12 protein-coding genes are annotated in these 12526 nt (G+C 38.1%); 5 read left to right on the forward strand and 7 right to left on the reverse strand.

Going from position 1 to position 12526, the window contains the following annotated elements; genetic code table 11:
* Positions 1 to 294: 294 nt before the first annotated feature.
* The 3 genes from HII17_RS08960 to HII17_RS08970 are packed head-to-tail and all read left to right on the forward strand — an operon-like array spanning position 295 to position 3535.
* A complete protein-coding gene (locus HII17_RS08960) occupies positions 295 to 2127 on the forward strand; it encodes a metallophosphoesterase family protein (protein WP_328824506.1) in 1833 nt (610 codons plus the stop codon).
* Entirely contained in the window at positions 2127 to 2558 is a 432-nt protein-coding gene (locus tag HII17_RS08965; RefSeq protein ID WP_169075038.1) for a PaaI family thioesterase, read from the forward strand. Before HII17_RS08960 ends, HII17_RS08965 begins: the two co-directional genes overlap by 1 nt.
* Positions 2555 to 3535 carry an MBL fold metallo-hydrolase gene (locus HII17_RS08970; protein ID WP_169075039.1) on the forward strand — a complete coding sequence of 327 codons (981 nt, stop codon included), beginning with the start codon at positions 2555 to 2557 and terminating at the stop codon, positions 3533 to 3535. Before HII17_RS08965 ends, HII17_RS08970 begins: the two co-directional genes overlap by 4 nt.
* Before the next feature lie 65 nt (positions 3536 to 3600).
* Here the strand turns inward: HII17_RS08970 and HII17_RS08975 are convergent, their stop codons facing one another.
* The 3 genes from HII17_RS08975 to HII17_RS08985 form a co-directional block, all read right to left on the reverse strand.
* Entirely contained in the window at positions 3601 to 3810 is a 210-nt protein-coding gene (locus HII17_RS08975; RefSeq protein WP_169075040.1) for a hypothetical protein, read from the reverse strand.
* Between the two features lie 84 nt (positions 3811 to 3894).
* A complete protein-coding gene (locus tag HII17_RS08980) occupies positions 3895 to 4332 on the reverse strand; it encodes a hypothetical protein (protein ID WP_169075041.1) in 438 nt (145 codons plus the stop codon).
* Between the two features lie 135 nt (positions 4333 to 4467).
* A complete protein-coding gene (locus HII17_RS08985) occupies positions 4468 to 6399 on the reverse strand; it encodes a fused MFS/spermidine synthase (RefSeq protein ID WP_211185319.1) in 1932 nt (643 codons plus the stop codon).
* A gap of 399 nt (positions 6400 to 6798) precedes the next feature.
* On the opposite strand from HII17_RS08985, the gene HII17_RS08990 reads away from it, so the two are divergent.
* On the forward strand, positions 6799 to 7485 hold the full coding sequence (locus HII17_RS08990) for a substrate-binding periplasmic protein (RefSeq protein ID WP_169075043.1): 687 nt from the start codon (positions 6799 to 6801) through the stop codon (positions 7483 to 7485).
* A 199-nt stretch (positions 7486 to 7684) separates the two neighbouring features.
* On the opposite strand, the gene HII17_RS08995 is transcribed toward HII17_RS08990, so the two are convergent.
* The 4 genes from HII17_RS08995 to HII17_RS09010 all read right to left on the reverse strand — a co-directional run bounded on the left by HII17_RS08995 (position 7685) and on the right by HII17_RS09010 (position 11477).
* Positions 7685 to 9676, reverse strand: a complete 1992-nt coding sequence (locus tag HII17_RS08995) for a flavohemoglobin expression-modulating QEGLA motif protein (RefSeq protein ID WP_169075044.1) — start codon at positions 9674 to 9676, stop codon at positions 7685 to 7687.
* Positions 9660 to 10706: a glutathione synthase gene (gshB, locus tag HII17_RS09000; RefSeq protein ID WP_169075045.1), complete on the reverse strand. Its 1047-nt coding sequence runs from the start codon at positions 10704 to 10706 to the stop codon at positions 9660 to 9662. The genes HII17_RS08995 and gshB overlap by 17 nt, the downstream gene beginning before the upstream one ends.
* A gap of 157 nt (positions 10707 to 10863) precedes the next feature.
* Positions 10864 to 11205: a DUF413 domain-containing protein gene (maoP, locus tag HII17_RS09005; RefSeq protein ID WP_169075046.1), complete on the reverse strand. Its 342-nt coding sequence runs from the start codon at positions 11203 to 11205 to the stop codon at positions 10864 to 10866.
* Between the two features lie 2 nt (positions 11206 to 11207).
* Positions 11208 to 11477, reverse strand: a complete 270-nt coding sequence (locus tag HII17_RS09010) for a hypothetical protein (RefSeq protein WP_169075047.1) — start codon at positions 11475 to 11477, stop codon at positions 11208 to 11210.
* A 127-nt stretch (positions 11478 to 11604) separates the two neighbouring features.
* Between HII17_RS09010 and HII17_RS09015 the strand changes: the two genes are divergently transcribed.
* Positions 11605 to 12435 carry a LysR family transcriptional regulator gene (locus HII17_RS09015; protein ID WP_169075048.1) on the forward strand — a complete coding sequence of 277 codons (831 nt, stop codon included), beginning with the start codon at positions 11605 to 11607 and terminating at the stop codon, positions 12433 to 12435.
* Positions 12436 to 12526 lie beyond the last annotated feature (91 nt).

The raw sequence follows: 12526 nt of genomic DNA on the forward strand, positions 1-12526 counted from the left end.
GTTTTTAATGTAAGTGATTATTTGATTCTAGAGTTTTGTCTTAATTTAGCTAGACTGGCTTTGAACCTATTAATTAAAAACAAAGAGTTTTAAATAACTTTATACAAATTAATTCATCTGCTGCTAGACAATAATTTGTAAAAGCCATTACATTAACGCTAGGAAAGTCAAAATATTAGAGAATTGCTCATCAACGCTGCATGCTCATTACCGTCGCTTCTGGCAGGTCCAATTTTACGTGATTGTCACGCCAATCAGTTTACCTTGTGGTTCGTTACAAAGCAGGCTTACCAGGTGAACCTGTGTCTTTTTCAGCACGAATCAGAACATAAGCAAGTGCTGCTAGAACAAATATTAACGGCAGAACATTTACATCAAGTGCAAGTCGGGCGACATGCATTTATTAATTTGATTACGTTACCGATGGAGCAGCCGCTACCTATCGATACACTGATTTATTACGACTTGGATTTTTTGTCTGCAGAAAATGACGTTGAGTTTAGCTTGTCAAAGGATATGCCTACGCTTTGTTACAAACAGGAAAGCGCGCCAAGTTTTGCCATTAAACCGAACATTAGTCAGCTTTATCATGGATCGTGTCGCAAGCCGCACTTTGCCGGTGGTGATGGCTTAGTGCAGGTAGATGAACAAATTGCCGGTGAGCAATTTTCAGCATCGCAAAGGGCGTCATTGCTTATGATGAGTGGCGATCAAGTTTATGTTGATGATGTGGCGGGCCCCACGCTATCGGCAATTCACCAAGTGATAAAACTTTTAGGGTTGTTTGATGAGCAATGGAAAAATGAAGTACCTGGTGGTCTCACTACCAGCCAGCAGCTCTACCAACATCCGCAAAACTATTATCATCGAGAGCAACTGTTACCACATGACAGTGTTAACCCTACGATATGGAGCAAGGTGTTTGGCGCGAGTAAAAGGCCCATATTTACTTCAGTTAATGCAAAAAATCATTTAGTCACGCTTTCTGAAGTTATCGCAATGTACTTGCTAACTTGGTCGCCGATATTGTGGCAGCAAGTAGCACTTGAACCGGAAAAACAACTGTTACTGCCAGAAGATTGGCTGACGCGTTACCAGCAGGAATTATCGGCAATTAACCAATTTGTTGAAGGTTTGGCTCAAGTTCAGCGCGTGATGGCCCATATTCCGGTCTATATGATATTTGATGACCATGATATTACTGATGATTGGAATTTAACACGGGGCTGGGAAGAAGCGGCCTATACACATCCTTTTTCTAAACGAATTATTGGCAATGCATTGGCAGGCTATTATTTGTGCCAAGGCTGGGGCAATCAAGCTGAAAAATTTAGTGACATAGTGGCTAAACATGAGCAAATATTTACCGAATGTGGTATAGCCGCACATGATGACTTCGTTGATGAATTATTGGCATTTGACCAATGGCATTATCAACTAAATACTACTCCTAAGATGCTAGTACTTGATACGCGAACGCAACGTTGGCGCAGTGAAAGCAATCCGGGAAAACCATCGGGTTTGATGGACTGGGAGTCGTTAACTGAATTACAAACGCAACTGATCAATGAGCCTTGCGTGATTATGGTCTCGGCTGCACCAATATATGGTGTGAAATTAATCGAAGCGGTACAGCGAGTATTTACATTTTTTGGCAACCCGCTGGCGGTAGATGCAGAGAACTGGATGGCTCACAAAGGCACAGCCAATGTGATTTTAAACATCTTTCGAAACCGCAAAACACCGCCGCAATTTATTATATTGTCAGGTGATGTTCATTACTCATTTGTATATGACGTCTCTCATCGTTTTATTCGTTCTAGTTCTCGTATTGTGCAAATCACGTGTAGCGGCATTAAAAATGAGTTTCCTGAAAAGCTAATTCATATTTTAGAGCGACTTAACTACTACTTGTACGGTACTTATTCACCGTTGAATTGGTTTACGAAACGGCGACGCATGAAAATAAAAGTGCGTAAACCTAGCAGTGATTTTAATAAAACGGTTTATAACGGTAGCGGAATTGGAGTGATGAATCTTAGTGATGATTTTGAGCATGTCGAAGCAAAAATTCTCAATACCAAAGGGCAAGTCGTTATCTTTGAACAGTCAGAAGAAACCACCTAATGAAACACTATACCCAGCTTGAAAGCATGTATTTAGCCGCACCTATAAACGAAATTTATAAACCCGAAATTTCTGTTAGCGAAGGTCAAAGTGAAATAGTCATAGCACTTTCAGAACAATACTTTCATTCGGCAGGCGGCGTTCATGGTTCAGTTTATTTTAAAATGCTAGATGATGCGGCATTTTTTGCAGCCAATTCATTAGAGCTAGAGTACTTTGTACTAACCACATCTTTTACTACTTATCTAACACGACCGGTATCGACAGGCATCATGAGAGCTATTGGCAAAGTGGTCAATCACAATAAATCGCAGTTTATTGTTGAGTCTGTTGCTTATGATGAGAAAAACCGAGAAATTGCACGAGGCAATGGTATTTTCGTTCGTGGTAAACTGCCACTAGTTGAAGCCAAAGGATATTTAACAACGTGAAATTAACACAACTTCTGGCAGTTACATTTTGTTTAGCTGCCTTCACCGCTAGCGCTTTTACTAACAAGGCTATTAATGACAATACAAATTTAAAAAGTGCATGGCTTGAACGTGTCAGCCAACATAAGTGGTTTGCTGGGAGTAACGAATGTGACTTAAGTACTCAAGCGGCAATAGAGATACTCAAGGTTAATGAGCAAACTTATATTTTTCGTCAAAGTAAATGTCAGCACTATGAAGCGCCATTTATCTATTTGTTATTAGGTGAAAATAAAGCTTTTCTTCAAGATACGGGAGCAACAGAAAATGCAGCGCAGTTTCCGTTATATCAAACAGTTAATAATATTATTCAAGATTATAAGAAGAAAAATAAGATAACTCGTTACCCGTTAATTGTTAGCCACTCACATTCTCATAGCGATCATTATGCTGCTGATAAGCAATTTAAAGGGCAACCAGATGTTACACTAATTGAGCCGAGTTCTGAGGCGGTTAATGATTTCTTCAAATTTAACCGCGAGGTTTTTAAGAGTCATGTCCAGCTAGGTAATCGAAAACTTACCGTTATTCATATACCGGGTCACCAAACTGACAGTGTTGCAATTTACGACCCTTACACCGGTTGGTTGTTGACCGGTGATAGTGCCTACCCTGGGCGCTTATATATTCGAGACTGGGCAGCGTTTAAAACGAGTATTAAACGTTTGAAAAATTTTAGCCAAAACAACCCGGTTACCGCGCTCATGGGAACACATATCGAAATGTCTCAAACGCCGGGGCAAGACTATGAAATGGGTAGCCAATATCAACCTAACGAGCTTGCATTACCCCTGAAGGTGTCATTATTGACTGAGTTAGATAGCAATCTTGAGGATTTAGGTGATACGCCAAAACTTAAGGTCATGGATAGCGTGATTATTTACCCGTTGTCTGAACCAAGCTGGTGGCAGAAAATACTTGTATGGATAGCGCGTTAATTCATGCGTGGATACGAGCGATGAGATAGACCGAAGCACAGCAAAATGTGCTTGGCTTGTTTGGGTTAATTGTTCTTTTTTTCTAGAGCTAAGTTGTGCACGATTGCTTTTTCTAGTTGTGGGAAAATGCCTTCATGTCTACTGTTTACATAGTGATAGGTGCCTAGTAAATAAAGAAAACTTGTCTGCGTATATTGCGCAATTTCGTCAGGTATTTCACCCGATTCTAAACCAAAAATAATGTAATCAATACGGCCTAGCTTTAGTAATTCCAAGAGGTTAGCGGTGTTATTTAATACTTTCAATTCTGATTGAATATCAAATTTAACTAATTCACGAAGAGAATAGGTGAGCGAAGACTAGGTTAAAACGAGTTTAGTAGAATCTTTTAATACGCTGCTGTCACAAACAATTTCCTTTCGGCAAATAAGGAATATATTGGCTGTTGTTAAAGAAGGCCCTACCGCAGTCATATTATCGAACGACTTTGCTACATAAGGGTCATTGATAACGTCTGCATCGACCAAACCATTTTGAACACTTAGCGATGCTCGTTCTCCTTCTATTTGTACAAATGTAACTTTTATGCCGATATCGCGATAACTTTTTTCAATAAGTGATTTATATTTTTCGATTTGAGGATGCTCAAAGTAACTAATTACAAAAGGTGAGATGCTCGTAGAAAAAGAGTGATTATCTGATAAATTTTCCTTAGCCAACGTAGGCAGGCTTTGAAATAACAAAACCGCAAAAAGAAAATGCAGCGTTTGAATACTTTTTCTCAAATATGTTTTCAATAACTCACTCCATCCATCAAGAAGTTACTTGTTCTTGAATAAGTATCTTGTCTATTTATTGCCGTTAAATAGCTTAGTATAGTTGAGAATTAGCTGGTTCAATTTGCTAGCCAATTTATAATGCTAATATCGGTATTACTTTAAGACTGATAATAAGTTGCTGTAATCATCGGTCCAAAATACGTCTTTATTTTTGCTGGCTGGCCAGTCGCTAATAAAACGTTTTACTTGGTAACGCTCAATAAACGCTTGGTTGTTAGTCATTAACATCCACTGCGCTTCATTAGGTTCATCGTCAGTGGCTTTACTAAAAAAGTAATGTGCTTCTAATCCAATACTTGCCGCTAAGTTCTTGGTTAACGTTGTTAAATCTAAATGACTATTCGAAATATGTACCGCTAAAATGCCATTTTTTGTTAAGTGTGCGTGGTATAACTCAAACGCTTCTTTTGTTAGTAAATGTGCAGGGATTGCATCACCAGAAAACGCGTCTAATACAATAACGTCATATTGACCACTACCTTGACGGTTTAGTTGCTCTTGAAGTAATAGTCGGCCGTCGCCTTCAGAAATACTAATATTGGCGAAGCTATCATTTAAGTAAGTAAAATGTTGCTGGGCAAAACTAATTACTGCAGGATTTATTTCAAAAAAGTGGAAGTCATCTTTTGGTTTTCCATACGTTGCTAGCGTGCCAGCACCTAAGCCAATTAACCCCACCTTCATTGGTGCTAAGCCGTTTTCGATTCCTTGATAATACGTAAGTGCCAATGCAGCCCCAGTATCTTTACGATAATAACTTTTTGCTTGGCGTTTTAGGTTCTCATCTAACGATTGTGTGCCGTGCGACGTTGTGCCATCAATGAGTCTGCGCTCGGGCGTGCCATTTATTTTCGTATCAACAACAGCCAGTAAACCGTAAAAGTTACGGTGACTGGCGATTTGATGCTGATAAAGTTGTTTATCTAACAATGCATGTAGGAAAACCATGCCCAGTAATAAAAGGTATAAAGCAGGCATGGCTAATTTAGTGGGAATAATTCCGATGTGCGATTTACTTTGAAGCTGTATGTTTATGCTGACAATAAATATCGCTAGCGTTAATAAAATGGACAATGGATATTCAGTAAATTGACTAAATACTTGCGGCGCAACAAGTGATACAAAGGCGCTTCCCAATACGCCACCCAAAGCAATAATGAGATAAAACAATGTTAAGCGATTTGTCGCTGGCGCGAGCTTAATTAACTCGCCGTGACACACCATACAACCGGCAAAAAGTATAAAGCTATACATAAGGACTTGCGAAACAAAGTCAAATTGCGAAGCGACAGCAGGCAACAATATAGCGATAAATGCGCACAAGCTAAAAAAGGCAAACCAATACCAGCGCACGTACCAATGTGGGCTGTGAAAGACAATAATAAAGCTAATTAAGTACAGTGCTAACGGCAATATCCAGAGAAACGGCATAGGTGCAACGTTTTGTGTCATGGCATTGGTAGTCGATACTAATAACATGACGCCCAGAGCCGACAGCATTAGCCAAAGTGATAGTTGAATGCGATTAACTGACGTTGTCTCTTGCTGTGCTTGGTCAAGCGCATGAATACCTTGTTGCTTAATATGGCGAACAAGAAAGCCCATCGACAGTACAAATATAATAAAGCCGAACGACCAACTTAAGGTTTGATTATTTAAACTTAAAACTGGCTCAAATATAAATGGGTAACTGATTAAAGCTAAAAGTGAGCCTGTATTGGAAAGGGAATAAAGCTTGTAGGGGACTTTTTCTTTGTTAGTAATACTTAACCAATGTTGGGCAAGTGGACCCGTACTTGAAAGAGCAAAATACGGAAGGCCAATAGCCATTGTTAAGGTTAATAATATACTTAGTGTAGGGTTATTAAGTTCAGTACTGACAATTGCTGGCGTCGTAAACGGTAAGGTAATAGCTGCAATAATTAATACAACTAAATGCACTTGCCACTGACGATTAAACGGTAGTTTTTGTAATCCGTGTGCGTAAGCATATCCGGCTAATAACACACCTTGGAAAAACAGCATGCAGCTGGTCCAAACGGCCGCGCTACCGCCATAATAAGGCAGAATTACTTTAGCGATAAACGGCTGCACCTGAAACAAAAGAAAGGCGCTAAGGAAAACAGTGATCAGAAAATGCATATAATTAGAGTGTCTATTTGGATTAAAGTGATTATCCCGAGTTCTTAAAATAAAAGCTAGAAACAAGTGTTACTTAGAATATTTTACAAGACTAATGACATCGTTTTTCATCATTGTAATTGGCATTCATTGTTTGACTACTTTGTGCATTTACCAAAAACTAGGTTAAACCATTAATTGTATACTGCTTTGTGCTTGGCTACGTATTCACTTTGTACTTTAATAGTAAGGCACTATACTGTGAAAAGAGTTCCTTATGGCTTTGAAAAATGGACTTCCTAATTGTTTAAAATATTCAGTTTGCTTATAGCAATAAGTGTACTTTCCCTTCCCGCAATAGCTAAGCCAAAGAAATTAATCTTTGCTGCAATCCCTCAATACATAGATAGATTTGAGTCTGGTCAGTTAGAAGACAATATTGTTGTGCGATTAGCAAAAGAATTGGGTGTTCCTATTGAACTATATCCTTGTCCCTGGGTGAGGTGCTTAAAGCTTATTGAAACAGGGCAGGCGGATATTATTGACGACCTTTTCAAAACTCGTGACAGAGAAGAGTTTATTCAATATCTCTCACCACATTTTACCGTTCAAAAGGCTGGCTTTCGCTTTTATTCGCTGAGCAAGAAGATTAAATCCTTTGCCGATCTCGACGGTTTGATTATTGCGCACTTAAGAGGTTATAAACATTTTGAAAAGTTCGACCAAGCCACTAACTTTACCAAAGTTCCCGTTTTAGATTTAGAGATCATGGTAAATCTCATGATGAGCAATCGTATTGACGTATTTATCGCGCCACCTTCTTTCGATATTAAACATATTGAACCTTTTGACCCTGATGAAAAAATAAAAAAACAAGAGTTTGATTACATAGTTGATATGCCGCTTTATCTTGGCATATCCAAAAAAAGTGATTGGATGAATGAACAAAACTTTTTGGAGCACTCTTTAAATAAAGTGCTATCAAAATAATTCGACTATTGCTTGTTCACATATCCTTGATAGGGGTTAACTTCTGAACTCAATGGCTGTTCGGTGCTAAAAGCGTAAGTTACTGCTCACCTATAAACCTCTGAAATATTGTATGGTGTAGAACTCTTTATTAAGAGAGTGCTCATAAGGCGAATAGTTATTGCCAAACAATATTCTTTAATAGCGGCGGTGATATACCTTATTTGATCGAATTAACAATGAAGTCCAAAACCTTATCTCCTGATGTTGTATATGATGTGTTGAATAACGGTACGGGTTTTTCAATCATTCCCCGCTCTACCATTTCAGACACAACACTAAAATCTAATAAACCAGTTTTACCGACGAGTAAGTTATCTATTGATTGTTCTTTAGCAACATTAAGTACATCTCTAAAGCCTGTCAGGTAAAGGTAGTCTTTAGTAAAACCACCGCCACGATAGACACGAGTTGTCAGGGTAAACGCAAATTCTTTATCTAAAGAAAATTCGTTCATTAGCGCGTGATAAGTTTTTACAAAATCACCATGTTCTAGCATGTATTGAACAGCGATAACCCTAAGAGCAATTATTTTCAGGCGTTGTATTGTTAAGCTACCAGAGCAATATTCACTATAAAGCGCAATGCCCTCTTGAGTATGTGTATTGCCAGTTAAACCTAGGCTAAATACTTTTAATGGGTGCTTTTTCGCATTAATAGTTGTCAGCATATGAATACCTAGTTCATGATAAGCAAAAGCATGTAGCTCTTTTTCCGTAAACTTAGCTTCTTTGTTAATGAGTAATAATGCTTTCTCATTATTTACCATAGCTTTAGCTACTATTTTGGTAGATTTTTCAATTTTACATTTAAGCCCCCACTCTTGAGCTTGAAAACGAAAATAGTCGATAGCTTCGTCTGCATTGAGGTACACATCACTTTCATGCAACTCGTCATCATTTAAATGCAAGATAAAACGAGCATTAGCAATATCAGTATGATTTGGCTCACCATAATACTTAAGAGAGTTGTATACAAAATCATCTGTACCTATAGACGTTAGTAGATCAATCTTGCTGGCAAGGTTGTCGATAACATGGCGATATAGCTGTGCAATACCAGCATCGTAAATATCGTCAACAGGTAACTTGTATAAGCTTTCTCTAAATTTATAGGGGTTTAGGTTTAATTGTTTATAATTAAAACTAGGTGCAATGTAGCTATTTCTTTTAAGAAAACGACTTTTTTGAGCGGGCAAATTTACAGGGTTAATAAAATTAAGTGTTTCAACACTCTTACACAGTGAATACAGCTTTTTGTCTAACTCAATAACCTCTGGGCTAATATTTGAAGACAAAATATCAGCTTTTTGGGTACGTGTTTTTTTAGTGTAACGGCGCATAAAGAACGCCGCAGTCTCGCTAATGGCATCTTTAAACCCTGCTTTGAGATCTTCAAGTACAAGAGGGTAAACCTCTCCTGAGGTTTCATCCATAAAAACTTTTTTGACTTCAATGGGAAGTACAAGCGTGTTATCAAAATGCGCATTAATATGCGAAATTAAATAGCCTCGACCATGAAATACTTCATCTGTTGCCGCTCTAACATCAATATTCGGCAATTCTATTCTATTCAGGTGACGTTCAAATTGATTTATCACTTTTCCCCAGCGCTCAACATCAATTTGCCCTGCACCGATATTAAACGTAGGGGTATCTTTTTCTATACGCTTGTAGTTATAGGAATGAATATCAAACACAATAGCATTGCTAAACTGCTTTTCAATTACCGAGACTATTGCCTCTAGCACATTATAAAACGACTCATGTTTCGCGTGGCTTATAGCACGCTGTTTTTGTGTTAAAGGCTTTTGCCATACTTGTTTATCCCATGCTGTTTTAAAATAAGTAGAAAGCGTTTTCGCACGGTTTAGGTCGTACTCAAAACGAGAGTCATTGCCGATTAACTGAATGGGAAAAGAAGAGATTAACTCATCTGTGTAAGGGTCTTCCTCATAAAATCGCTCTCGCTTTGTTAGTAAGAACGATTTATCTAACTCTGCACGTAAACCATGGCCATTATGAATTGCTGCACAAATTAATGGCGTATATTCATCAATTTTAATAATGAATGAGCCGTTATTGACGTCGGCGTGGAAGCACTCACGCTTTTTAATGAGTTGAATACACTCTTTCTCAGACAGCGTTAGCATCTTCGATGACCTTTCTAAACTCAGTTTTACGATTCATGACAAACTCTTTTGCTTGTACAACGCTTTCAACAAAATCAACAACTTGAGACTGCAATTTAACTCTATTTAATTTGTTGATTCTGACAATACCGCCGGGACTTAACACGTTCACTTCTATCAGCTTACCGCCAATAACATCTATTCCTGTAAAGTAGAGGCCATCCCGTACCAATTTAGGGCCAATATATTTACACAGTTTCTTCTCTTGAGCAGTCAGCTTGTGTTTTACCACATTACCTCCCGCATGCACGTTAGAGCGTACATCGTTCGAAGCAGGAATACGTTTCATTGCGCCAATTGGCTCGCCATTAAGCATCAAAATTCGCACATCGCCTTCTTCAGCACCATGCACATAGTCTTGTAAAATTACGTAGTTACTACCTTTGCCATGCTCATCACCACCTATGTAAAAATCGAGTAATGATCTAAAGCTTTGACGAGCGCTTTTCTCTAATACGATAACCCCACGACCACCATAGCCATCGAGTGGCTTTAAAATCATTTTGTCACTATCAGACTCGTCAAAAATTCGCTCTAAATAATCGCGATTTTTCGACACATGCGTCGCTGGAATAAATTCACTTTCGGTGTCTTGAAATGAGGCTGTGTATATTTTGTTATTCGCAATACGTAACCCATCAAGGTCGTTCATGATGAATGTATCACCACGCACGGAATCCAAGAAGTTAAGTGCTAAAGTATCAAGAGGCGGATTAGCTCGCATAATAACGGCGTCAAACCCGGCTAAAGGTAGTTGAGCACGTTTGAAATCGGCGGTTTTATAAAAGCTTGGAATATTATCTGAATATTTGGTTTTCTTTGTGAATACATCACAAAATGCACTAGCAACACTATCGCGAATCGTTAAATTATTGACTGTTGAAAGTGCTACAGTATGACCGCGCTTTACACATTCGTGAATCAAACGAAGAGTCGAGTCTGACTCTGGCTCAATGCGATCCCAAGGGTACATGATAAAACAAATTTTCATTGGTCTATTCCAAGTAAATGATACATCATCTAAGTATCGTTAATTTTGGCGGAGCATACAGAAAACTTGTTGTTTTGACTGTTAAAAAATAATTGTCGTTACGTTAAAAAATATTTATAAATAGCTCTTTCTAAAGCAGTCGAGTATTTAATGCATATTAAGCAAAAGAAAGATCATTACCACTAGGGTCTCTGGTCTTACCGTTGCTCATAGAGAACCCATGATGAATACGACTTTTCTCAACAGCAGCAAGGTACTTTCTCCACAGATTCACCGGATAAAGGTCACTCTCGCCATTGCTATTTACGGCCTTGATAAACTTTACTTCCTCATCATTAATAGGCGCTAGGCTACCATTGCATAACCCTTCAAAGGTCTTTCCATATATCATTAACTCGTCGGATTCTCGTTTATTGAAATGACCACTACGTGAAATGCCATGAGGAAACGAGTTATCACCGTAAAACATATTGTTACCAATTCTAATAGAAGTTTTCATGTTTACTCTCCTTTTTCTTGAGAAATAAATGAAGTTAGTTCGCTATAAGTTTTAAAGGTTTTATACGTGGATATTTCTAGATCTGAGTTGACACATTGCAAGGTTTCGCTGTCTTTATTAACTTCGTCATGTCCAGAGGTCTGTTCAATACAAAACTCAAGAATTGTTGTTACAAGTTCTAATGACGGAGCAGACAACTCGTCAGTGATGACTTCATTAGACATGGCACTATTAGTTGCCAATAGGGATAACACCAGTGCTACTTTTCTCACGTACACATTCCAAGTTTTTCTTTTCCCTGAATTTAAGAGAAAAGTCACTGATTGCAAAACAAATAATATTTGTCGAACCGATAACTTTTATTTACATTAGCAGAAGTGAAATGATTGAGGTGCCGATGTGGATATTAGAGTTTTTAAAACATTTATAGCTGTCGCTGAGAATAAACACTTTGGCAGAGCGGCTGAAACTCTGTATATCACACAAGCAGCAGTAAGCGCTCGTATTAAGCAACTCGAAGAGTTCTATGCAACTAAGTTAATTATTCGAGAAAAGAACAATTTAAGGTTAACCCCATCTGGTGATGCTTTACTGTCTCATGCTCATCTAATGGTAAGCCAAATGGACCAATCTAAAATTGCTTTATCTATAGCTAACCAGCAAAAAATATCGTTCAATATCGCTGCAACACCAAACGTATGGGACGCTTTTTTTAGCAATAGAATTCATGATGCAATTGAACTACTTGACAATGTTGCTTTAAGCACTGAAATATCGGTAAGAGAAGCTATTCAGCGAAAACTAGATGACCGAACCCTTGATGTTGGATTGCTAATGGATCCTATTAAAGATGATGAATTTACTAATGAGTTAATAGGTCATTTTGATTTGTCACTAGTCGGTTCTCGGTCAACATTTGATAAAAATGTTGAAGATTACATCCTTGTCGATTGGGGGATAACCTTTCAAAAAGAGCATGCTCTTCATCATAAAGTAACACCAAACTTTAAGACCTCTACAGCAATGATTGCACTAGAGGTAATTTTATCAAAAGGAGGCTTTGCTTATCTGCCTACAGAATTGATAACTCAGAGCCTTGAGTCGCAAGAATTATTCGAAATAGAAGCTCCTTTACAAATAAAAAGGCCCATATTCATGGTTTATAGAAAAAATAATACCAATGACGAACTTATCAGCCAATTCAAAAACCTGCTAATGATAATCCAATAGTCGTTTTTAAACGCCACTTATTGCTTTAAGCGGCCTACTGTTTACTGACTAGACGAATTTTTTTGAGAAATTAGAAAATGCTCATTACCTA

Source organism: Thalassotalea algicola (assembly GCF_012932965.1).
GTDB classification, from domain to species: Bacteria; Pseudomonadota; Gammaproteobacteria; order Enterobacterales; family Alteromonadaceae; genus Thalassotalea_F; species Thalassotalea_F algicola.

Excerpts from the sequence above, each read along its gene's own strand:
- HII17_RS08965 (WP_169075038.1), top strand. The coding sequence starts at position 2,127 with ATGAAACACTATACCCAGCTTGAAAGCATGTATTTAGCCGCACCTATA.
- HII17_RS08985 (WP_211185319.1), bottom strand. The coding sequence starts at position 6,399 with ATGCTGTTTTTCCAAGGTGTGTTATTAGCCGGATATGCTTACGCACAC.
- HII17_RS08995 (WP_169075044.1), bottom strand. The coding sequence starts at position 9,676 with ATGCTAACGCTGTCTGAGAAAGAGTGTATTCAACTCATTAAAAAGCGT.
- gshB (WP_169075045.1), bottom strand. The coding sequence starts at position 10,706 with ATGAAAATTTGTTTTATCATGTACCCTTGGGATCGCATTGAGCCAGAG.
- maoP (WP_169075046.1), bottom strand. The coding sequence starts at position 11,205 with ATGAAAACTTCTATTAGAATTGGTAACAATATGTTTTACGGTGATAAC.